At 70.0% G+C, this 21410-nt stretch carries 18 protein-coding genes; 2 read left to right on the forward strand and 16 right to left on the reverse strand.

The window, feature by feature from the left end; genetic code table 11:
• Window position 1: 1 nt before the first annotated feature.
• The 4 genes from VF794_RS02835 to VF794_RS02850 all read right to left on the reverse strand — a co-directional run bounded on the left by VF794_RS02835 (window position 2) and on the right by VF794_RS02850 (window position 7437).
• Window positions 2–3226 carry a type 2 lanthipeptide synthetase LanM family protein gene (locus tag VF794_RS02835; protein ID WP_331107452.1) on the reverse strand — a complete coding sequence of 1075 codons (3225 nt, stop codon included), beginning with the start codon at window positions 3224–3226 and terminating at the stop codon, window positions 2–4.
• Between the two features lie 89 nt (window positions 3227–3315).
• Window positions 3316–5541: a peptidase domain-containing ABC transporter gene (locus VF794_RS02840; protein ID WP_331107454.1), complete on the reverse strand. Its 2226-nt coding sequence runs from the start codon at window positions 5539–5541 to the stop codon at window positions 3316–3318.
• Complete coding sequence (locus tag VF794_RS02845; RefSeq protein ID WP_331107456.1) at window positions 5531–6478, reverse strand: HlyD family efflux transporter periplasmic adaptor subunit; 948 nt, start codon at window positions 6476–6478, stop codon at window positions 5531–5533. Before VF794_RS02845 ends, VF794_RS02840 begins: the two co-directional genes overlap by 11 nt.
• Before the next feature lie 2 nt (window positions 6479–6480).
• On the reverse strand, window positions 6481–7437 hold the full coding sequence (locus VF794_RS02850; protein WP_331107458.1) for an efflux RND transporter periplasmic adaptor subunit: 957 nt from the start codon (window positions 7435–7437) through the stop codon (window positions 6481–6483).
• A gap of 317 nt (window positions 7438–7754) precedes the next feature.
• Here VF794_RS02850 and VF794_RS02855 point away from each other — a divergent pair, with 317 nt between their 5' ends.
• On the forward strand, window positions 7755–8189 hold the full coding sequence (locus tag VF794_RS02855) for a response regulator (RefSeq protein ID WP_331107459.1): 435 nt from the start codon (window positions 7755–7757) through the stop codon (window positions 8187–8189).
• On the opposite strand, the gene VF794_RS02860 is transcribed toward VF794_RS02855, so the two are convergent.
• From VF794_RS02860 to modA, 6 genes are all read right to left on the reverse strand, one after another.
• The gene (locus VF794_RS02860; RefSeq protein WP_331107461.1) at window positions 8186–10111 is read right to left on the reverse strand and encodes a VWA domain-containing protein; all 1926 of its coding nucleotides are present in this window, start codon (window positions 10109–10111) and stop codon (window positions 8186–8188) included. The two genes, VF794_RS02855 and VF794_RS02860, sit on opposite strands and share 4 nt — an antisense overlap.
• Window positions 10112–10190: 79 nt before the next feature.
• Complete coding sequence (locus VF794_RS02865) at window positions 10191–10727, reverse strand: hypothetical protein (protein ID WP_331107463.1); 537 nt, start codon at window positions 10725–10727, stop codon at window positions 10191–10193.
• A 28-nt stretch (window positions 10728–10755) separates the two neighbouring features.
• The gene (locus VF794_RS02870; RefSeq protein ID WP_331107465.1) at window positions 10756–11034 is read right to left on the reverse strand and encodes a hypothetical protein; all 279 of its coding nucleotides are present in this window, start codon (window positions 11032–11034) and stop codon (window positions 10756–10758) included.
• Window positions 11035–11252: 218 nt separating this feature from the next.
• Window positions 11253–12341, reverse strand: a complete 1089-nt coding sequence (locus VF794_RS02875; RefSeq protein ID WP_331107467.1) for an ABC transporter ATP-binding protein — start codon at window positions 12339–12341, stop codon at window positions 11253–11255.
• Complete coding sequence (modB, locus tag VF794_RS02880; protein WP_331107469.1) at window positions 12323–13000, reverse strand: molybdate ABC transporter permease subunit; 678 nt, start codon at window positions 12998–13000, stop codon at window positions 12323–12325. Before modB ends, VF794_RS02875 begins: the two co-directional genes overlap by 19 nt.
• A 3-nt stretch (window positions 13001–13003) precedes the next feature.
• Window positions 13004–13816 (reverse strand): molybdate ABC transporter substrate-binding protein, encoded by an 813-nt coding sequence (gene modA / locus VF794_RS02885; RefSeq protein WP_331107471.1) that lies wholly within the window; start codon window positions 13814–13816, stop codon window positions 13004–13006.
• 270 nt (window positions 13817–14086) lie between these two features.
• Between modA and VF794_RS02890 the strand changes: the two genes are divergently transcribed.
• Window positions 14087–14500: an Ig-like domain-containing protein gene (locus VF794_RS02890; RefSeq protein ID WP_331107473.1), complete on the forward strand. Its 414-nt coding sequence runs from the start codon at window positions 14087–14089 to the stop codon at window positions 14498–14500.
• A gap of 54 nt (window positions 14501–14554) precedes the next feature.
• Here the strand turns inward: VF794_RS02890 and VF794_RS02895 are convergent, their stop codons facing one another.
• The 6 genes from VF794_RS02895 to VF794_RS02920 form a co-directional block, all read right to left on the reverse strand.
• Window positions 14555–16669: an adenylate/guanylate cyclase domain-containing protein gene (locus tag VF794_RS02895; protein ID WP_331107475.1), complete on the reverse strand. Its 2115-nt coding sequence runs from the start codon at window positions 16667–16669 to the stop codon at window positions 14555–14557.
• Window positions 16659–17339, reverse strand: a complete 681-nt coding sequence (locus VF794_RS02900; protein ID WP_331107478.1) for a carboxypeptidase regulatory-like domain-containing protein — start codon at window positions 17337–17339, stop codon at window positions 16659–16661. Before VF794_RS02900 ends, VF794_RS02895 begins: the two co-directional genes overlap by 11 nt.
• Entirely contained in the window at window positions 17321–18091 is a 771-nt protein-coding gene (locus VF794_RS02905; RefSeq protein ID WP_331107480.1) for a hypothetical protein, read from the reverse strand. The genes VF794_RS02900 and VF794_RS02905 overlap by 19 nt, the downstream gene beginning before the upstream one ends.
• Window positions 18092–18149: 58 nt before the next feature.
• Window positions 18150–18833 (reverse strand): TonB family protein, encoded by a 684-nt coding sequence (locus VF794_RS02910; protein ID WP_331107486.1) that lies wholly within the window; start codon window positions 18831–18833, stop codon window positions 18150–18152.
• Between the two features lie 150 nt (window positions 18834–18983).
• Window positions 18984–19709 carry a response regulator transcription factor gene (locus VF794_RS02915; RefSeq protein WP_331107482.1) on the reverse strand — a complete coding sequence of 242 codons (726 nt, stop codon included), beginning with the start codon at window positions 19707–19709 and terminating at the stop codon, window positions 18984–18986.
• The coding region (locus VF794_RS02920; RefSeq protein ID WP_331107484.1) for a HAMP domain-containing sensor histidine kinase at window positions 19684–21410 on the reverse strand (1727 nt) is incomplete at its 5' end. The genes VF794_RS02915 and VF794_RS02920, both read right to left, overlap by 26 nt.

Consider the following 21410-nt stretch of genomic DNA (forward strand, 5'->3'; position numbering starts at 1 on the left):
CTCAGGGCAGCTCGAGGGTGAGTACGGAGGGCACCCGCTCTGGCGCCGAGAGCCGCAGCAGGCCGTAGCCAATGCCGGCCAGGCCCATCATCAGGCCGGGCGTCTCGGTGCCTCGGGGCAGCCCGCAGAGCCAGCCGCGCTCGCGTCCCTGGTGGAGGACGTGCGCCGCGCGCTCCAGGGCTGCGCGGATCCACCGCGGCTCGCCGAGCACCTCGCCCGCCACGTACAGTGGTTCCAGGTTGCCGAGGTCTCCGTGGCAGAGGCTGTGGCCACCACCGAAGCCCTCGCGGAGGGTCGTGTTGAGCGCCGTCTCGAGCTCCGCGCGCATCCGCACGTCGCCCAGGTGTCGCAGCGAGCGCAGCCGTCCGAGCGCGATGCCCGGAGCACCATGGCACCAGCTCACCATGAAGCCGGAGCGCGTGGCCTCCGGGTCCTCGGACTCACGCAGATCGCGCCAGTTGGCGTGCTCCGGCGCGAAGAGCGAGCGCTCGTAGGCGAGCGCCTGATCCGCGAGCTCCCGGTAGCGCGGGTCGTGGGTAGCGGAGGCCAGCTCCAGGAGCGCGTATGCGATGCCCGCGGCCCCGTGGGAGAAGCCCGCCAGGGGGACGGGGGCCGTCGTGCCCTTCCAGCCCATGCCACCCCCCGGGCAGGGCATGGCCGTGGCGAGGAGTCGCTCCCCGCACCGCTTCGCCACGTCCAGCAGCCGCGCGTCCCTCGTCCGGGCATGGAGGCCGAGCATCACCAGCGCGCAGCCCGCGGAACCGCTGAGCAGATCCAACCGTGTGTCGGCGTCGATGAGCTGCTCCAGCGCGGGGAGCCCGGCGAGGATCTCGTCCATCAGGCCCGGCTCGTTCCACAGCACGGAGAGGTGGCCGAGCACGTACGCGGCGGAGGTCCGGCCGACGAACGCCCCCACGCCGGTGTCGTTCGGGTCGGGCTCGCGCCAGACGCTCCGGACGGTCTCCAGGCCCGCCCGGGCGAGCGCCTCGAAGTCCGCGCGCCCGGTCTCCCGGCCAAGGTACGCGAAGAAGAGCACGAGTCCGCCGACGCCCTCGTAGAGGTCCGTTCCCAGCGGGGCGAGGCTCCAGCGCCAACGGCCCAGGTCCTCCAGGCTCATGCCGATCCAGGACACGTCCGAGCGCCCGCGGATGGCCTTGGCCGCGAGGTCCTCGCCAATGGCCACCGCGGCGGCGAGGCACTCCTCGCGGGTGGCGGGTGGAAGGGAGACGCGCGCCTCGGCGCGGGCGGCGGGACGCTCGGTGCCCTGGCGCTTGTCGATGGACACCATGGACTTGCGGATGAGCGACACCTGCCAGGCGCAATCCTTCTCATCCATCCGCGCGAGGCGAGCCCGCACCTCACCCAGACTGTCGCGGGGGAAGTAGTCGGGGATGCACCCGCCGGTGCTGCTCCACAGGTGGCGCTGGCCGGGGCGCGCGGTGAACAGGGGAATGTCCCCGAGCCGCAGATCCGCGTGCTCGGAGGGGACGAGTCGCCGCAGCTCGGGCCAGAAGGGGGTCTCCGCCCAGAGGTTGTCCAGCACCTTGTCCCGCTCCAGGCCGTCGCGCAGGAAGTCGGGGTGGACGCTCTCCTGGAGGAGGAGCGCGTAGCGCTGGGTGGCGCGCACGATGTGGCGGACCTCCACGTCGGCGAAGGCCTGGAGCCGGGCGGCGAGCACCTCGCGGCGAGGCAGGAGGAGCTGGTACGTCTCCTGGAAGCCTTGGACGATGTCCTCGGTGAAGGCGGTGGCGTCCACCGGTTGGCCCCGGAGCTGGGGACGGTTGCTGGAGCCGGACGTGCGGCCCTGGCGGCGGACCAGCCGCATGGTGTCCTGGAACGCATCCTCCACCATGGGCACGGCCTGGGGCGAGAGCTGCCCGGCCTCTCCGCCCAGCCCGCTCATGTCGATGCCCGCGCGTCCCCCCCGGCCGAAGATGAGCATGGGCAGCATGCCCACGGAGATGATGGACTGGTCGAGCGCGACCCAGGCGCGCTGAAGGGCCGAGTCTCCCGCGTCCTGCATGGAGCGATGGTGGAAGAGCGCCTCCAGGTCCACGAGGACGGGGTACTCGCCCGAGGCGATGAGGTTCTCCAGGTGGAAGTCCACCGCCGCCAACAGGTGGAGCAGGGCCAGCGAGCTGCCCTGTCGCCAGTAGAAGCGCTGGAGGGCCTCGCGGGAGTCACAGCCCGCGGTCTCCACGAACTCGACCCAGCCATGCTCGCCCCGGTCCAGCACGGTGAGCACGCGGTGGGGGTGGCGGAGCCCCTGCTCGTTCAGCCACCGCAGGAGTTGTTGGAAGCGGACGTCCACCGCGAGCGACTTCGGCTTGTAGACGAGCCTCAGGCCGGAGCTGAACCGCAGCAACACCACGCCGTGGCCCTCGCGGTGCAGGTCCGAGACGCCGGTCTGTACGTCCGCCAGGACGCCGATGTCCTGGCCCTGGAGGAACACCCGGCCGAGGGCATCGCGATCCACGGCGAGGCGCTCGAGGAACTCCAGGCTCACGGTGAGCCACCGCTCGGTGGAGGTGGCCAGGAGCCGGGCGAGCACCGGGTACTCCTCCAGCAGCGACACGAGCGCCCGGGGCTCCTGGAAGTGCGTCGTCGAGAAGGAGTGGAACCGCTCCTGGGCCGTCTCGCCAGGGAGTTGCTCGAGCATCCGGGCCACGTTGAGCTCGAGGATGAGGGTGCGCATGGCCAGGAACTGGAGCCGCCGGGCCAGTCCCTCGAGAAGCTGGGCCTCGGCCTCGGGTGTCAGCAGGGCCTGCTCCAGTCCGTAGCGGGCCCTCAGCGCGGCCACGACCGTCCGGAGCCTCGCGGCGGCGATCCGGAGGAACGGGTGGAGCACGCCGGAGAAGGGCAGCCCGGGCTGTCCCGGGCGGGTGGGCGCTCGCAACGAGTCGGGCAGCGGCTCTCCCGCGTGCCGCCGCTCGATGACGTGCTGGATGAGGTGCACCCAGGAGCCACTGTTCTCGGTCCCACCTTCCGTCTCCCCCGCGCGGGCGAGGATCTGGAGGAAGGCCTCCCGATCGAGCCCGACGCTCTTCAACCGCTCGTCGAGGGTCGCCTCATCGCCGGACATGAGCTGGCGCCAGGCATTCGCGCGTCGCTCGGCCTCGGAGAGGGGAGGGCCGTTGCTCGAAGAGGCTTTATCCCCCTTCGCGGTGGCCCGCTCGTGGAGGAACGTCGCCTTCTTCCAGGGAAAAAGAGGAGCAATGACATGCATGGGCGCTGTCCGAGAGCAGGTGGGGAACCGAGCAGCACTCTGACGCGCGGCTCGCCAGGGTGGAGTGCGGTGGAGTGATTTGTGATTGCTCACTCCAGCCGGCCGCCCATGTGCACCTGGGCACGCACCAACTCCGAGTAGATGCCGCCGCGCAGGAGCAACTCCTGATGCCGGCCAGACTCCACCAGTCGGCCCCTGTCCATGACCAGGATGAGGTCCGCGTCCACCACGGTGCTCAGCCGGTGGGCGATGATGACGCGCGTGCAGCGCAGCGTGGCGAGCGCCTGCTGAACTCGTCTCTCGGTGATGGCGTCGAGTGAGCTGGTGGCCTCGTCCAGCAGCAGCACCGCCGGTTTTCGCATCAGCGCCCGGGCCAGTGCGAGCCGCTGCCTCTGCCCTCCCGAGAGCGAGGCGCCCCGGTCCACCAGCGGCGTGTCATAGCCCATGGGCATGGCCTGGATGTCTTCATGGAGCTGAGCCAACCGGGCCGCCTCGATGACGGGCTCCAGTGGCGAGGTCGGGTCGGTGATGGAGATGTTCCCGCGGAGGGTCGAGCTGAAGAACGTGGGCTCCTGTGACACCACGCCCATCTGGCCGCGCACCGAGTGCAGATCCAACTCCCTCAAATCCTGCCCGTCGAAGAGGACGTGCCCGGAGGAGGGCAGGTACAGGCCGAGCAAGAGGTTGGCCAGGGTCGTCTTCCCCGCGCCGGAGCGGCCGACGATCGCCACGGACTGGCCGGGCTCGATGCGCACCGACACGTCCTGCACCACCAGCGGCGAGGTGCCCGAGTAGCGGAAGGACACCTGATCCAGCTCGATGCCCCCCAGCAACTTCACCGGGCGGCCGGGCTTGGAGGCGTCGCGCTCGGGGGCGGTGTCCAGCACGTCGTCGATGCGCTCGATGTAGCTGCGCAGGAGCTGGAGCTGGGAGCCCGTGGTGACCAGGTTGGCCAGCGGCACCAGCAGCGCCCCGGCGAGCGCGTTGAGCCCCAGCATGGTGCCCAGCGTCATCTCTCCCGCGAGCACCTGGAGGGCCCCGAAGGTGAGCAGCACCAGCGGGGCCACCAGCCGCAGGGTGCTGGTGAGTGATTCCACCCACGCGGACAGCCGGCCCCGCTCGAGCGACACGTTGAGCACGTTGACGAAGTTCTCCGAGTAGCGCTGCACCGCCTGGTGCTCCACGCCGAAAGCCTTCAGCGTCTGGATGCCGGTGAGCATCTCGATCTGGTAGCTCTGGCTCCTGGCCTCCACCTCCAGGTTCTCCGACATCAACGTGCGCTGGCGCCGTGTGGAGAGCACGAGGATGAGGATTTGAAGCGTGCTCAGCCCCAGGACGATGAGCGCCATGGGCGGGCTCACCACGAGCAGCAGCACCAGGTAGAGGATGACCAGGGCCCCGTCGAGCAGGGCGGAGAGGGTGCTGGAGGAGAGGATCTCCCGCACGGTGGCGTTGCTGTTGAGCCGCTGGAGCAGATCTCCCGCCGCACGCACCTGGAAGAAGGCGTAGGAGAGGCCGACCAGGTGCTCCAGGAAGCCCAGCGTCATGCTGGAGTCCATGCGCGTGCGCAGCTCCAGCAGCAGGTGGCCGCGGATGAGCGAGGTGAGGAGTTGGAATCCCGCCAGCGAGATGAAGCCCAGGCCCACCACCATCAGCAGGTGCTTGTCCCCTCGGGGCACCACGCGGTCGATGATGAGCCCCGTCAGTGCCGGCACCGCCAGCGCGAAGAGCTGGAGCACGAGCGAGATGACGATGATGCGCCGGAGCGTGTGCGACTGCCGCAATACCTCCAGGGCATAGCGCGAGGTGCTGCGGGGACGCGCCTTGCCCGTCTCGAAGTTCTCGCCCGGCTCCAGCAGCAGCGCCACACCCGTGAAGGACTGGCGGAAGCGCTCCAGGGACACCGTGCGCCGGCCGTGCCCCGGATCGAGCAGGTGGACGCCATCCCGGCCCAGCTTCTCGAAGACGACGAAGTGCGTGAACCGCCAGTGGAGGATGGTGCCGGGGGGCAGGTAGCTCAGCGCCTCGTCATCCACGGAGACGCCGCGCCCCCGCAACCCGAAGGTGCGCGCCGAGCGCAGGATGTCGAGCGCCGACACCCCATCGCGCGCCGCGCCCATCGCCTGCCGGACCTCCTCCAGGCGCACCTGCTTGCCGTGGTAGCCGAGCACCATGGCGAGGCAGGCGGCGCCGCACTCGATCTCCGAGAGCTGGCGCACCAGCGGAATGCGGCGTTTGCCGCCCTTCACGTGGAGGTTGCGGAACGCGGGGAACCGCTCGGTGAGCCCCGGCCGCCGGGCGGCCTCAGTCCTCATTGCCCAATGCTCCCTTCAGGCCCGGAATGAGGGTGACGAGGATGCGCTCCGAGCGCACGCGGGCATCGGCATGGGCCAGCATCCCGTCGTAGTAGTGGAAGGTCCGACCCTTGCTCGTGAAGGTGGGCGCCTCGATGCGCGCCCGTACCAGCACCATGGGGCCGGTGAGCTGGACGGCATCCGCGCTGTCCGCCCCGAGGAAGCGGCGCACCTCGCTCGGGCCGAGGATCTGATCCCCCACCGACTCGATGGTGAAGGTCTGGTACTCGTGGGTGAAGCCCTTCAGCTCCACGCGCAGCGGCTTGCCCGGCGCGAGCCTCGGCCGGTAGTCGCCGGGCAGCAGGGCCACCAACATCACGTCCACGTCATCGCCCACCACGGACACCACGCTCTCGCCTGGGTTGACGTACTGGCCCTCGCGCACGCGCAGGGTGCCGATGGTGCCGGCGTGGGGCGCTCGCAGCGTGCGGGCCTGTTGCCGCGTCCGCGCCAGCTCGCGCTCGGCGCGCAGCGAGGTGAGGGCCTGACGCGCGGCCTCGTCCGAGGGGTTCTGGAGCACGCGGACGAGCTGAAGCTCGAACTCCCGCTCGATACGCTCCAGCGTGGCCGTCTCGTCCTGGGAGAGGAAGCTCACCAGGGGCTGCCCCGCCTCCACGCGCTGACCGGGCTTCACCTCCACCGAGGCGACGATGCCCGGCGTGTTGGGGGTGAGCTCGCCGCGGCCCTCGACCTTCACCAACGCGGGGCCGGAGGCGTATTCGGGGATGGTGCCGAGCACCGAGTAGAGGCCCCCGGCGACCACCAGGGCGAGCACCACCCAGTACGTCCACCGGGTCCATTTCGGGGAAATGCGGAGGAGGTCTCCCGTTTCCTGGGAGCCCTCGTGGTGGCGCAGGGCTTCCTCGCGGAAGATGCGGCTGCGTTGGGTGGCTTCCATGGCTACGGCGTTGCTCCCGTGGGCGCGAAGTCCCCCGGTCCCTGCCCGAGGCGCTGCCGCGTGGGCCCCGGGCGGACGTGGACGACCATGCCGGAGGCGACCTCGGGCGGCGGTGGCTGGTCGAAGGTGGCGGTGGCGAAGACGAGGCGCGCGGCGGCATCCACCTCGGGCGCGAGGGTCTCCACGGTGCCCGCGAAGGTGAGGTTGCGCTGGAGGGCGTGGACCTCCAGGGGCGAGCCCGGCTGGAGCTCGCGCGCGGCCTCCTCGGGGATGGCGAAGCGCACCTTCCAGTCGCCCGTACCGAGCAGCCGGAGGACGGGCTGTCCCGCCGCGAGGCGGGCGCCGGGGCTGATGAGCCGGGCGGCCACCACGCCATCGAAGGGCGCCACGAGCGTGGCGTCCTCGAGGTTCTCCTGGAGCTCGTTCACCTGGGCCTGCCGCTCCAACGACTGCGCCCGGGCCGACTGGAGGCGGGCGGCGGCGGTGCGCTCCTCGTAGCGGACCCTGGCCAGCTCCTCCTGGGAATAGACGCCCAGCTCCAGCGCGCGCGGGCTGAAGTAGCGGCCCTTCTTCTCGCGGGCCTCGGAGAGGGCGAGGGTGGCGGCGTGCTCCTCGGCGCGCGAGCCCTGGAGGTTGGCCCGGGCCGCCGCGAGCTGCTGCCGCAACGAGCGCGTGTCCAACCGTGCCAGCACCTGCCCCTCGCGGACGGGCTCGCCCACCTCGACGTCGACCTCGAGCAGCCGCGACTCGAAGCGCGAGCTCACGTCCACGGAGTCCTGGGGAATGATGACCCCGAGGAAGGGCTCCTCTTTGACCGGGCGGGAGGCCCCGCCGTCCACCACCAGGGCGGGCGGCGGGCCCTTCCCGCTCGAATCAGTCTTTGGGGAGGCCCCGGCCCCCATGCCCCCCAGGCAAGTCAGAACCCCTCCTACCGCCGCAGACCGCACCCAACGCCGCATCCCGTGTCTCTCCGTGGCAGCTCCCAATCGGAAAGAGGGGGCCCGGGGCGTTTGTGACGATTCGTGGTGGCGAGGGAGCCCTGGAGGGCTGGGGACTGTCGCGGAACGCCACATGTGGCGTTTTTCCCCGCCACACGGACTAGTCAGCTTGCGCTGGCGGGCTTAACTATTCCCCGCAATCGGCGGGACTGGTCGTTGGCTCAGGAGTGGCACGGCTCCTGCTTGAAGCCTCGGCCAGCCGGAAGGGGTGGTCGTCAGTCATGGAAGCCAGCGCGGTGTTGACTCAATCCAGGGAGTGGTCGAGGGCGGGGCAGTCGATGTTTCGGGCGGCTCCCCGGAGGCGCACGGTGGTTTTCCAGGGCCAGGTGCTGCTGATTGAGAATCTGAGAGAGCGCAGCCAGCTCATGAGCGACGCGCTCACCGAGGAGAACTTCGACGTCGGTGTGGTCGACGACGCTCGGGAAGCGCTCCAGGCGCTCTCCGCGGGGCTTCTCTCCGAGCAGGGCAAGCGGCCGGAGCTCATCATCTGCAACGCGCGGATGCTGGGGGATGCCGGTCTGGAGACCCTGGCCCGGCTGAGCGCGAGCCACCCGGACGTGCCCGTCATCCTCTATAGCTCCTTCACCAGCCCCAGGCTGCGCGCGGCCATGGCGCGGGTCCAAGGGGCCTGCATCCTCGACGCGTCCGCGGATCTGGAGGATCTGCGCTCCGCGGCGCTCGAGCTGGCCGCCTCTCGCCAGAAGAGCCTCTAAGGAGACAGCGTCACCGTGTAGCTCCCCGGGAACCCGTCGTCGAAGAGCGGCGGGAGGGTGAGCGCCCAGGCCGCCTCGCGCACACAGGCCGCCTGGGTCTGGGAGGCCGCGCCCCTCACCTCTACCTCGACGACCTCGTTCCCCGTGGTCTCCACCTGGACCTGGAGGGATGTGCCCTGGCCCGGGCAGGCGGAGAGGGCCGGCTGGAGGAGTCGCGTCAGCTCCTCGCCGAATTTCGGAGAGTCCGCCCGCTGTCGCGGCCCCGCCACCGGGCAGAGGATGGTGCCACCGACGATACCCCCGACGACGCCACCTGACACCCCGTCGGGCAGCGCCCGCGTCCGGGCGGACGAGGGCCCCGCGCCAGGGGGTACCGCCAGGAAGGAGCGAGCGGGGGAGACCCAATTCCCGGTCTTCGCGAGCAGGGTGATCGCCTCCGAGGGGGGTGACTCGTCCCCGTAGCGCCTGGAGATGTTCCAGGCGTAGGCGGTCCGGGCGAGGTCCTCGGAGAGCGCGGGAGCTATCTCCACCGGTATAGAGGAGGGGCACCCCCAGCGCAGGCCGCGCAGCACCAGTTGGCGCAGGGGCGTCTCGGGGCTTGGCAGCCACGTCTGGAACGCGTCTCCCTCTCCGAGTGCCCCCAGCTCCTTCAACCGCGTGCCCTGTTCGTCCTCGACGTGGACCTGCTCCCACCGCACGGGCCGGACGAGCGGCTCCAGGTTCTTCTCCTCATGGGGCGGGAGTCGCCAGCCGCAGGACTCCCGCACGAGGGGTCCGGAGAGCTTCTCGTGTGGGGGGACGTAGTTGCCGCGGTTGGAGATCCACAGCAGGTGCACGGCGGTCTCGGGCGCCGAGGTGGAGGGGGCGGGGGGGACCGGCTCGAAGGCCCGGCGGAGCTGCCCATCCGTGAGCGCGAGGATACGCGCGGGCCCGCTGCCCTCCGAGAGCACCTGCTGGGCGAGCCGCAGCCCCTCGTCCAGGTGCGAGCCATTGCCCGTCTCGAGCCGCGCCGCGGGGACTGCGGCCAGCGCGGCCTTCCACTCGGAGGCGGGGATGAAGCGCCCGAAGAGGCGCTCGGCGGAGCGGCGGAACAGCACGACCTCGACCACCGCATCGGGCAGCAACTGGAGGTAGTCCGCGGCGATGGAGAGCTGGCGGGTGAGGCCCCTGGCGGCCACGCTGCGCGAGGCATCCACCACGAAGACGACGCGTGCTCGCGCGGGGGCCTCGGAGAGTCGCCCCGCCCGTACCTGGAGGAATCCCAACGTCCCGGTGCCCCAGGGGGCGAGGCCGGCACGCGCGTCGATGCCGTCGAGGGGCTCCGCCTTCCAGGAGGCCTCGAGAATGTCCAGTCCCCGTGGGGATTCCCCTGGCTCGATGCGGAGCTCCTCACCGGGGGAGGGCGGTGCCACGGTGAGCGTGGGCCTCGGATCCTGCTCGCTCAAGGGGAGGGGGTAGGTGAAGGAGCTCCGCCCCCGCGCATGCATGAGGCGGCTCCGGACGTCGTAGCGCACCGTCACCGAGCCCCGAGGTGGCATGTTCCAGAGCTTCAGCTCCACCCCCTCTCCGTACCCCGAGAGACTCGCGAGCGTGCGCGGCGCGGCGGTGCCCTTGCGGCGCAGGGCCTCGTACCGGCGCTCCGCCTCGGGAGCCGCGAGCAGGAGGCCCTCCGTCCACTGCCCCTGGGCCTGGAGGGCGAAGCCGTGCACCGTGCCACCCTGGGGTAGCTGGAACCAGTGGCTCTGCTCGACGTAGCGAGGGTCCGGGTTGCGGAGGGTCCGGTACACCGTGAAGTGCCCGTGGTCTCCTTCCACCCGGGCTTCCACGCGGTGGTCCACCTCGACGCCCTCCGCCAGGGCGGTGCCGGGCCCCGAGAGGAGGAGCAGGAGACAGGTCGCCAGCAGTCGCGGGAAGTGGCTCACCAGGAAATCCTACGCTACCTGCCGACCCTCGGGGCGCTCGGGGTCGACCCGGTGGAGGCCCTGCACATCGAGTGACCAGTCAAGGCAAGGACTCAGGCTCGCTGGTGAAAAGCGCATGAAAAAGAGTCGTATTCGGCGGTTCCACCGGCTCGACATAGAGAGGAATGCGGGTCTCGACAATTTCGCGAGGAAGCGCATCCACCCTGAACGTGGCTTCAATCCTCCTGGAAATGACATCGGCGGGGTGTCGCATTTCGGAGGGGAGCGGTTCAAAAAAAGCCCTGGGATTGTGGCGCCTGTTGTCGACCCTTGCGTACTCCACCCCATAGACCGCGTAGACGGGGGCCAGGATGCTGACACACCCAACGACAATAAAACGGCGTGCGTCAGACTGGTTATCTACAGCCGAGTATGCCGCGCAACGAAAGCAGGCATCGGGAGTCGCGGTCGCATTACCAAGGGTGAAACCAGGAAGCTCCTTTTTGAGTTCATCCAGGAGCGCCCACCATTGACCAAGCTTCTTGAGTTCTTGGTCCCACAAGTCAGTGAGCCGTCTGTGCTCGGGGCTGCTGTCGTAAGCCTTGTCGGAACGCCAGTAGTTCCGCGCGACTGCCAAGAGGCCTTCTGATGAGAGGGGCATGGTGTTAGCGCCCAGCCTTGGCGGATTCGGCCTTCGGATGGCATGCCGTCTTGACACGAGAACCAGCAATGGCGGCAGCTAGGGTCAGATTGAACGCAGTCTTGAAGTTTTCACATAGGAGGCCCATGGGTGTTTCGATTGTCGTGGGAGCGAAGGCAAGTTGTGCCGCGGTATTGGCGCAGTTCGCGGCGATACGCTGAGCGAGGGGAGGGGAAATCAATCCCTCCTCTTCGGTCTTTATCGGCATATCAACCCCCATTTCGCAGATGATTTTTTCTCCCATATCGCTCTTGATGGGTAAGCGAAGACAAGCCGCACGCCACCCGCCCGGCTCGTCGCCACGTTGTTAGACGATGGTGACAAACCGAAAGTTTCTCGACTCAAGCGCCCCCTCGACAACGGTAATAGTCCTCGGCGTAGCACATCCCGAGAGAAGCAGGATAAGCAACAAAGGAAGCTTGGGGATGATCATTGCCTCTTGAGGGGCCAGAGTGGAATGGCTCACGGGTGCGGCACGAGCCGCACCGAGGGAGCCTTGATGGAGGCGGTGACGGGCCGGCCCTCGGCGAGCCCGAACTCTTCACAGGAGAAGCGCGTCACCCGGGCCACCAGGGGGAAGCCAGCGTCGAGCACCACTCGCACCAGGGCGCCCTCGGGTGAGAGGGATTGCACGGTGCAGGGCAGCCGGTTGCGCGCGCTGGTGGGCGCGGACTCGGGAGCGCCCAGGGTGACGTCCTCCGCGCGGATGCACACGAAGACCGCATCCCCCCTGGACGGGGGCTCCAGGGCGAGGAGCTGGTGCGGGCCCACCGCCACCGTGGCCAGCCCCGCCTCGCGCCTCACCACCGTGCCCGGCAGCACCGTCTCGATGCCCGTCATCCGCGCCACCGCGAGCTCCGCCGGGTGGTTGAACACGTCGGCCACCGGGCCCACCTGACACACCCGGCCCCCGTCCATGGCCACCAGGTCGTCCCCCAGCGCGAGCGCCTCCAGCCGGTCGTGTGTCACCACCACCGTGGGCACGCCCAGCTCCCGGAGTTGCCGCCGCAGCTCGCCCCGGAGCTGCTCGCGCGAGGGGGCATCCAAGGCGGACAGGGGCTCGTCCAGCAGCAGCAGCCGGGGGCGGATGGCGAGCGCCCGGGCCAGCGCCACGCGCTGCTGCTGACCGCCGGAGAGCTCGCGCGGCCTGCGTCCCTCCAGCCCCTCCAGGTGCAGCAGGGAGAAGAGGGAGCGCGAGCGCTCACGCCGCTCGGCCGCCGGCAGGTGGGCGAGGCCGTACTGGACGTTCTGCTCGGCGGTGAGGTGGGGGAAGAGGGCGTAGTCCTGGAAGAGGTAGCCCACGCGCCGCTGCTGGGGCGGCAGGTACACCCGGGCCCCGCCGTCGTACCAGGGCTCTCCCTGGAAGAGGATGCGCCCGCGCTCGGGCCGGTCCAGCCCCGCGAGGCACCGCAGCACCGTCGTCTTGCCCGCCCCCGAGGGGCCGAAGAGCACGGCGACCCGGCCGGGCGTGGCCCTCAGCTCCAACGCCGCCCGCACCGTGGGGCCGCCGGGAAAGCGCTTCTCCATGTCGACTAGGAGCGTGTCGGCCATGGCGCCCACACCCTGCGCTGGAGCCCGTAGGTGAGGGCCAGCACGACGAAGGAGAAGACGAGCAGCAGCAACGCCGTCCTGCCCGCCGAGGCGTAGTCCAGCGCCTGCACGGAGTCATAGATGGCGATGGAGGCGGTGCGCGTGCGGCCCTCCAGGTTGCCACCCACCATGAGCACCACGCCGAACTCGCCCAGCGTGTGCGCGAAGGTGAGCACCATGCCGGAGAGGATGCCGGTGGCGGACAGGGGCAGCACCACGCGCAGGAACGTCTGGAAGCGCGAGACGCCCAGGCACCAGGAGGCCTCGATGAGGCGGCGATCCACGCCCGCGAGGGCGGCGGTGAAGGGCTGCACGGCGAAGGGCAGGCTGTAGAGCACCGAGGCCACCAGCAGGCCCCCGAAGCTGAAGGGGAGGGTGCTTCCGGTGAGGGACTCGAAGGCGCGCCCCAGGGGGTTGCGCGGGCCGAGCACCAGGAGCAGGTAGAAGCCCAGCACCGTGGGGGGCAGCACCAGCGGCAGCGAGACCACGGCCTCCACGAGGAACTTCCACCGCCAGCGCGAGCTGGCCAGCCACCAGGCGATGGGAAGGCCCACGACCAGGAGGATGAGCGTCGTCCACCCGGACAGCCGCAGACTCAAGGTGATGGCGGCCCAGTCCACGCCTCACTCCGTCGGAAGGAAGAAGCCGTAGCGCTCGAGGAGCGCCTTGCCCTCGGCGCCGAGCAGGTAGTCCCGGAAGCGCTTCGCCAGCTCCACGTCCCGGGCCCGCTTCAGGATGGCACCGCCCTGCTCCATGCGCGGGTAGGCGTCGAGCGGCACCTCCCAATAGCGACCCTGGTTCTTCATCGCCGGGGCCAGCGCGAGCGCCAGGGCGATGATGCCCACATCCGCGTTGCCGCTCTCCACGAACTGCGCGGTCTGCGCGATGTTCTCCCCGAGCACCAGCTTGTCCTTCACGGCCTCGTGGACCCCCTGGCTCTTCAGGGCGGACTCGGCCGCGCGACCGTAGGGGGCGTGCTGGGGGTTGGCGATGGCGATGCGCTTCACCGCGGGCTCCGTCAGCGCCTTCAGCCCGAGCGTCTCCACCGCCAGCGGCGAGTCCTTCGGCACCCACACCACGAGGCGGCCCACGGCATAGAGGAAGACGTCATCCTCCAGCACCAGGCCCTGCTCGGCCAGCTTGCGCGGGTAGGCCACGTCCGCGGAGAGGAAGACGTCGAAGGGCGCGCCATTGGAGAGCTGCGCGAGGAAGTTGCCCGATGAGCCGTAGGTCACCTGGACCTCGGCGCCCGGGTTCCTCGCGCGGAAGCCCCTCACCAGCTCGTCCAGGGCGAACTTCAGGTCCGAGGCCGCGGCGACGGTCAGCGACCGCTTCTCCTGGGCCTTTCCAGCAGGCTCGCGCAGGCCGGCGGACAGCCCGGCCCCGAGGATGATCAGGGCGCCCACCACGAGCGCGCCCTTCACGAGGGCATTCATTCGCCCCCTCTACTGTCTTCCACCCCCTGGGACAACGAGGCGACTTTCGTTTTTTCCGACCGCCATCCAACACTTGGAAAGAAGTACTGGACTGGAAGCGCTTGGGACACCCTGGGAAAACATTTCCTCAGAGGGGAGAGCCCGGTTCCACGCGTCGGCACGGTTCTAGCTTTATCCCGCTTTACAATGGGACTGCTGATTACGCATCGGAGGCTGGGGTCGGTTTCTCTCTCTTCTTATCTTCCGGCGGTGCTCGCCGTGGGGGTCGTGGTGGCTCACCTCACGGCCGCCCTGCTGGGCCTGTACTCGTCGGCACCGAAGGTCTCCGTCGTCACGCCCACCACGGGCACGGCGATCGAGGGACGGATGGCGCTCGAGGTCCAGGCGGATGATGGACCGATGGGCTCGGGGGTTCGCAGCGTGGTGTACCAGCTCGACTCCACCTCGGGGACCTGGAAGTCGCTGTCGCTGGATCCGACCTCGAAGACCTACAAGGGCTCCTGGGAGACCGCGTCCGTGGCGGGTGGCAACCATGCCATCTACATCCGGGCCACGGATAAGACGGGCAACCATCGCACCGTGTCCGTCCCGGTGACGGTGAGCCCTTCCCCCACCGTGCTCCCCTCGGGTGACGCACTCTCCTCTGGCCCTCTGGCACGGTCCGGCGGCACCCCGAGCATCTGAATCACCGCACGAGTCAGTTACTGTCCTTTGGGGACAAAGAAGAGATCAGGCCCGTTACTTGGTATCGAGCGAGAAGACGCCGTCCCAGTCCTCGGGTGGAGGCTGCGTCATCCAGGTCTCGCAGCGGGCGGCGAAGACGCGCGAGGGCGGATCCTCCGGGCTGGTGAGGAAGGCCTCCCGGGCCTCGGCGAAGCGGCGGGCGCGGTAGAGCGCGAGGCCCTCGGCGAACCGGGCCAGGTGCGCGGGCGGCGTGGCGCCGGCCACGTCCACCAATTCATAGACGCGCACGGGAAGCTGCCGCCCCTTCACGCGCAGCAGGTCCAACTCCCGGGCGAGCACGGCGCCTCGGGCGGCCACGACCGTTCCCTCGGAGACGAGGGTACGGGTGCCGTACACCCTGGCCGCCCCCTCCAGGCGCGAGGCGAGGTTCACCGTGTCCCCGATGACGGTGTAGTCCTGGGCCGCGCGCGAGCCGAGGTTGCCCACCACGCCGGGGCCGGTGTTGACGCCGATCCGGCAGTCCAATTGCTTCACGCCCCGCGCCCGGAACTCGGGGGCCAGCACGTCCACCACCGACAGCAGGCCGAGCGCCGTGAGGCAGGCCCGCGCCGCGTGGTCCTCCTGCGGCAGGGGGGCGTTCCAGAAGCACATGATGGCGTCGCCGATGAACTTGTCGAGCGTGGCGCCGTGCAGGCCGAGTACCTCGGTGGCGCGCTCGAAGTAGTCGTTGAGCAGGCCCACCATCTCCTCGGGACTCAGCTCCTCGCTCAGCGAGGTGAAGCCCACCAGGTCGATGAAGAGCACGGAGAGCTCCCGGCGCTCGCCACCAGGAGCCGCCTTCTCCGGGTTGCGGATGAGCTCGTCCACCACCTGCGGCGCGAGGTAGCGCTTGAAGAGACCTTGAATCTGATCCCTCTGCCGCAGGCCGGCGACCATCTCGTTGAAGGCGCCAGCGAGCCGGCCCACCTCGTCCGCGCCCCGGACGGGCACCTCCTCGTCCAGCGAGCCCAGGCGCACCCGCCGCGTGGCGGCCTCCAGCTGCACCAGGGGAGCGGAGAGGTGGCGCGCCAGCAGCACGGCCAGGGCGAGCGCCAGCAGCATCACGCCCACCGCGGTGGGCAGCAGCCGGGCGCGGAAGCCCTCGAGGATGGGTTCGATCTCCGCGTCGAGATCCCTCAACACGAACACCCGGCCGATGGGTTTGCCGTCCACGCCCTGGAAGACGTCCTCGCGCACGAGGTAGCGGTCCTCGCCGATGTGCACCTTGCGGGGCTCCGTGGCGGAGAAGGTCGGGGCCCCGAGGACGGAGGCGGAGGCGGGGAGGGTGGTGGCCAGGGCGCCATCTCCGGAGAGCAGGGCGAAGCGGGCCCGTGCATCCCGCATGACGGCTCCCGAGGGCCCCTGCTCCACGGAGTTCTCCAGCAGCAGCTCGCTCACCCATCGGCCCGACAGCACCACGCCAATGGGCCGGGGGCGCCGCCGCTCATCGCTCTCCTCGTCAATGGACTGAGGGCGCCGCTTTTCGTCCTCCTCGCGTTTGCGGAAGGTGATGGCGCGGTGGGCGTAGACGAGCAGCAGGTCCGTGTCCCGGATGCGCTCCTTGGGTACGAAGGTGAAGGGCAGCGCGCGCAGCTGCGCGGGGGACCAGAGCGCGGAGGCGGAGCCCTGGTGCAGGGCCTGGTCCAGCACCGGCAGGTCCACCGTGTCGCCCACCTGCTCGTCATCCCCCCGGGTGAACACGAGCCGCTTGTTCACGTTGAAGAGGGCCCAGATACGCTCCCCCTGCTCGCTCCACCCGAAGACCTCGGTGTCCGCGGAGAGGATGACCGCGTGCGCGCTCTGGATGCCCTCCTGCTCGGCGTCGTCCTTCTCGAGACCGAGGGTGGTGTCGTCGGAGTTGGCGGTGAGGGCCTCGTCCATGAACGTCCGGTCGCGCGTGTGCGCCTCGGCGACATCGCGGATGCGCGTCTGGGTGGACCGGGCGAGCTGTTGGAAGGACTCCAGCGTACGGGTCAGGTCGCTGCGGATCTTCTCCTCGGCGGCGTCCTCCACCGCGTACCGGGTGGCCACCAGGGCGACGACGAGCGCCATGCCCGCCAGCAGCATGAAGGCCAGCACGAGCCGGGCGGACAGCGACTGCCAGAAGTGAGCGCGGGCCTCAGTAGGCATCGGAGCGGGGGGTATACGGGCGGCCGTGCTTGTCCAGGTGGCCCTCGTCGGTCTTCGTCTCGACCAGCTCCAGCGTCACCGTCGTCTCCTGGCCGGGCTTCACGGTGACCTCCCCGCGCGTCACCTCGCTGCGCCCATCTCGCCGGTGGACCGCGAAGATGGGATGGGTGCCCGGCGGGACACCCTTGAGGACGAAGCGCCCGTCCGGCCCGGTGACGGCGAAGGCCCGGTTGGGCACCACCACGATCGTGGCCACCATCTGCTCGTGGATGTCGCAGTAGACGTCGATGAGGCCCGTCTTCTTGAAGGTCTCCGTGTAGTCCTCGCCGGGGCGGTTCTTGCCCGCGTCGAACTTCCTGGCCCGCGAGCGCGAGAAGACGTTGTGCACCACCACGTCGTTGTTGGAGAAGCGCACCTTCTGTCCGGCGACCACGGCCACCACCGACGGCTGGAAGGCCTTGTTCCGCTGGGCCATGTTGACCTCGGCGGCGGGCGGCGGCTCGGTGTAGCCGGTGAGGTAGACCACCACGCCGGAGCGATCCGTCTTCGCGACGGGGCGGCCATCGGCTCCGGACACGGTGAGGCGCACCTCGCCACGCACGGTGCCCTGCTGCGCGAAGGCGAGCGGAGCGACGAGGAGCAACAGCGGGATCAGAGCACCACGGCCCATATCAACCTCGGCATGAAGCGGGGGGTCTCGGGGAAGAGCGGGGTGAGCCCCACCAACACCCCGAGCGTGACCCACGAGCGGCCGAACGTCCAGGCCAGGTCGGCGCCCACGAAGTGGTGCTGCGCCGACGGCAGGCCCTCCAGGGGAAGCTCCCCGAAGGCCTCCAGCGAGGCGCGCAGCTCCCCCTCCTCGGAGAGCGGGAAGGAGGCGCCCGCCGCATAGGTGCCCAGCAGTTGCAGGGGCCCCTCCTGTCCACGGAAGGCGGGGACGCCCGCCTGCACGCCCAGGTCGAGCACCAGACGCGGGCCGCTCTCCATCTGGAAGGACTGCACCAGGTTGGCATCCACGCGGGAGGGCTGCGAGGTGTGGATGGCCTGGTGCCAGGCGAGCCGCACCAGGGGCTGCCAGGGGCCGTCATCTCCTCGGGGATTGAGGCGCAGGCGCAGGTCCGCGTCGAAGGAGTCGAGCTGCGTGCGCTCCCGGGTGGCCACCACCTGGAAGGGCACCGCCAGCTCGAGCTGCTGGGTGAGCCCGAACACGGGGCCCCACCAGATCCAGTAGCGCGAGCGCTGCTCTGGCGCGCCCGGCGACCGGGACTTGGCCCACAGCCACTGCTCCAACTCCACGTCCCCCTTCGGGACGATCTCCGTGTCGTAGACCCAGATGAAGGGCCGCCGCCCGGCCTCGGCCGGTGCGGGGAGCACGGCCAAGGCGAGGACGGCGACCATCACAACCCGACGCACTGCACTCATCACCCCTCCGGAGGGACGCGGTGTTGCCCGGAGGGGAGGCATACCCGACTCGGAGCCCTCAGGGCATCCGGAGGTTCACATTGAAGGTATAGGACACGCTGACGGCCCGGCCCTGGAAGTGCACCGGGCGGTACTGGCGGCTCGTCAGGGCCTCGACCACCGCCGCGTCCATGTAGGGCAGGCCCTTGATGACGCGGCAGTTCTCGACCGAGCCCTCGCGGGTGATGATGCACCGGGCGATGATGGTGCCGCTGACGCGGGCCTCCATGGCTTCGCGGGTGTACTGGAGCGTGGCACCGGAGAGCAGCTCGGGCGGGGTCATGCCGGAGCCGAAGGGGAGCACGTCCTCGCCCGTCCCGGCGAGGCTGTTGCCCAGCGCGAGGCCCGCGATGTACTTCGCGCCCGGGACGCCGCCGGTCTCGAGGCCGTCCGGGTGGCTGCCGGGGATGTAGGGCAGGTCATTGGTGGCCGTCTCCGGGGTGGAGTCGGGCGGCGGGGACTCGACCTGCTCCGCCGTCTTGTCCGGAGGCGGGGGCGGGATGTGCTTGGGCTGCACCAGCTCCCGCCTGGGCGGCTTGGGCCTGGCGGGAGGGGTCTGCTGCACCACCTTGGGCTGATTCGGGTTGCCCTTGGGCGGCTGGGGGATTTGGCGGTAGATCGTCACATCGGGCTCCTGGGTGAGCTGCTCCACCGCCTTGCCCGACAGGCCGATGACGCCGGTGAGGACGCCCGCGTGCACCATCAAGGAAACCCACACCCCGGTTCCGAACCGACCTGCGCTCAATCCTGGCTGATTGATGACTGACTGGAACATCCGGACTCCCTCCTGGCTGACACCGTTGAACCTACGGAGTCCGGGGGGAGCGGTGGCCTTGGGTCGGCCATCTCTTCGTCATGGTTTCGTCATGGGCTCGATCTCCATCCGGTACCCCACCCCGCGGATGGTGTGGAAGGTGAAGGAGGAGGCACTCGTCCAGCCGAGCTTCTTCTTCAGGTTGGAGACGAAGTTGTCCACGGTGCGCGGGTCCACGATGACGTCCCGGCCCCACACCGCGTCGAGGATCTCCCCGCGCGGGAGGGCGCGGTCGCGGTGCTTCAGGAGGAAGGCGAGCAGGTCGAACTCGGTGCGGGTGAGGTCGATGACGCTCCCATCGGCCCGGGAGAGGAGGCGCTTGCCGAGGTCCAGGCTGAAGCCGGAGAAGCTCATCACCTGGGGCGGGGCACCGCCGGACCGGCGTACCAGGGCGCCCACCCGGGCGAGTAGCTCGCGCAGCCGGTAGGGCTTGGTGAGGTAGTCCTGGGCGCCCGCCTCGAAGCCGCGGACGATGTCGTCCTCCAGCGAGCGCGCGGTGAGCATCAGCACCAGGGTCCGCACCCCGCTGGCGCGCAGCCTCCGGCAGAAGGAGTAACCGTCCTCGCCGGGGAGCATGACGTCGAGGATGAGCAGATCGAAGGTGCGCTCGCGCAGGAGGAGTTCGGCCTCGCGGGCGTGGGAGGCCACGGCCACCTCGTAGCCCTCGTCCTGGAGGTTGTCCCGGAGACCGATCCGCAGGTTCGCGTCGTCCTCGACGACGAGGACGGAGGGACGGGTGCTAGGAGGGCTGCTCTGGACGTTCATGGCGGGTTTCGGGGAAGAACAGGGAGAAGGTGGTGCCCTGGGGGCCGGAGCCGTCGATGGAGATGTGGCCCCCGTGGAGGGCCATGATCTTCCGGCACAGCGCGAGCCCGAGGCCACTGCCATGGACCTCGGTGCCCCGCGAGTCGAGCCGGTAGAAGTCGCGGAAGACGTTCTCCCACTCGCTCTCCGGGATGCCGATGCCGTTGTCCCCGAAGAGCACCACGCAGCCATGGCCCGCGTGGGGGTAGGCGCGCAGGGAGAGCTCCACGGGGTTGCGGTGGTTGTAGGCGCAGGCGTTGCGCGCGAGGTTGGACAGGAGCAGGCGGAGCAGGGACGGATCCACCTCCAGCTCCACGTCGCCCACGTCGGCGGTGAGCCGGACGGGGACGGCGGTGTTGTCCGCGAGATCGGCGTGGAGCGTTCCGACGAGCTCCTCCAGCCGCACGCGGGCGGGCTTCGGCTTCCAGCGGCCCTTGTCGATGCGGTTGAAGGACAGGATGTTCTCCACGAGGAAGTGGAGCCCGTCGGCGGCCTGGATGATGCGCGCGGGGTAGTCGCCCATCTCGGGAGCCCGGGCGAGCCGGCGCTCCAGCGTCTCGGCCAGCAGCCGGATGGAGGCCAGCGGGGTGCGCAGCTCGTGGGAGACGGTGGCCACGAAGTCGCTCTTGAGCTCGACGTAGCGGTAGCGGCCGTGCTGGGCCACCACCGCCATCACCACGATGGCCACCGCGAGCGCGCCGCAGGTGGCCACCAGCAGCGTCTTCAGCCCGTAGCGCTGCTCGATGGCCGTCTCGGCGGCGAGCCACTGGGGGACGACCACCTCCAGGCGCAGGAACTCCACGGGCTGCACCGCGCCGGTGGACTTCAACCGCACCCGTCCGTCCTGATCGAAGTGGCGGCGCTCGCGCATGTCCCGGGCGACGTCGCGCAGGAGCGCGTCGAGGTCCACGGCGATGCCGCGTACCAGCTCCTCTCTCGGCTCCACGTACCAGCGCTCGCCGAGCAGGGTGGGGCCGGTGAGCCCCTCGGGCATCACCAGAAGGCCGGCACCGGGCTCGCGGGCGCGAGCCACGAAGTCGTCGGAGGGCTCGCCGAGCGCGGTGCTGATCCGCACGATGCGAGCGAGCAGGAAGTTGAAGTCGCGTTGGGTGAAGTTCCCGCGCTCGCGCAGGAGGTCGCGCTGGAAGCCCGCGGAGCGGTTGATCCCGCCGAAGTCCTCCGGGAGCCCCTCGCGCAGGAGCGCGCGGACGAGGCTCGGGGTGGCCTCGCCCCGCTGGAGCCGCTCCAGCAGGAGGAGGACGAAGGGGAACTCCTGGACCGGGGGGAGGGGATTGGCCGCGTGGTGGCGCAGCAGCTCCTCGGCGAGCACGTTGGCGCGGTTGGGATTCTTCTGGTCGAGCGCCACTTCCACGGCGCGCAGCCGCACCAGCCGCTCGCGCCAGGGGTCCGCCAGGGCTCCTTCCGCCAGGGCGCGGACGAGCTCCTGGTAGTGCCGCTGGGCGGGAGTGCGCGAGCCGGAATCCGCGAGGGTGAGGCGGGGGAGGAACTGGGTGCCCCGGAACTGGAGGTAGAAGCCCTCGCTCGGGGCGAGGGGATCGCCCATGGCGGCGTAGAGGGGGGCGATGCTGCCCGCCATCTGCTTGTCGAGCATGAGCCGCAGGGACTGGGTGGCGTACGCCTCGAGCGCGTCGCGGCCGGAGC

Source organism: Archangium sp., assembly GCF_036389735.1.
Lineage (GTDB): Bacteria > Myxococcota > Myxococcia > Myxococcales > Myxococcaceae > Archangium.

What these genes read in the sequence shown, in the direction of transcription:
- VF794_RS02875 (WP_331107467.1), bottom strand. Translation starts at nt 12,341, where the DNA reads ATGGCCGACACGCTCCTAGTCGACATGGAGAAGCGCTTTCCCGGCGGC.
- VF794_RS02910 (WP_331107486.1), bottom strand. Translation starts at nt 18,833, where the DNA reads ATGGTGCACGCGGGCGTCCTCACCGGCGTCATCGGCCTGTCGGGCAAG.
- VF794_RS02840 (WP_331107454.1), bottom strand. Translation starts at nt 5,541, where the DNA reads ATGAGGACTGAGGCCGCCCGGCGGCCGGGGCTCACCGAGCGGTTCCCC.
- VF794_RS02905 (WP_331107480.1), bottom strand. Translation starts at nt 18,091, where the DNA reads ATGAGTGCAGTGCGTCGGGTTGTGATGGTCGCCGTCCTCGCCTTGGCC.
- VF794_RS02835 (WP_331107452.1), bottom strand. Translation starts at nt 3,226, where the DNA reads ATGCATGTCATTGCTCCTCTTTTTCCCTGGAAGAAGGCGACGTTCCTC.
- VF794_RS02845 (WP_331107456.1), bottom strand. Translation starts at nt 6,478, where the DNA reads ATGGAAGCCACCCAACGCAGCCGCATCTTCCGCGAGGAAGCCCTGCGC.
- VF794_RS02870 (WP_331107465.1), bottom strand. Translation starts at nt 11,034, where the DNA reads ATGGGAGAAAAAATCATCTGCGAAATGGGGGTTGATATGCCGATAAAG.
- modA (WP_331107471.1), bottom strand. Translation starts at nt 13,816, where the DNA reads ATGAATGCCCTCGTGAAGGGCGCGCTCGTGGTGGGCGCCCTGATCATC.
- VF794_RS02895 (WP_331107475.1), bottom strand. Translation starts at nt 16,669, where the DNA reads ATGCCTACTGAGGCCCGCGCTCACTTCTGGCAGTCGCTGTCCGCCCGG.
- VF794_RS02855 (WP_331107459.1), top strand. Translation starts at nt 7,755, where the DNA reads ATGTTTCGGGCGGCTCCCCGGAGGCGCACGGTGGTTTTCCAGGGCCAG.
- VF794_RS02900 (WP_331107478.1), bottom strand. Translation starts at nt 17,339, where the DNA reads ATGGGCCGTGGTGCTCTGATCCCGCTGTTGCTCCTCGTCGCTCCGCTC.
- VF794_RS02850 (WP_331107458.1), bottom strand. Translation starts at nt 7,437, where the DNA reads ATGCGGCGTTGGGTGCGGTCTGCGGCGGTAGGAGGGGTTCTGACTTGC.
- VF794_RS02915 (WP_331107482.1), bottom strand. Translation starts at nt 19,709, where the DNA reads ATGAACGTCCAGAGCAGCCCTCCTAGCACCCGTCCCTCCGTCCTCGTC.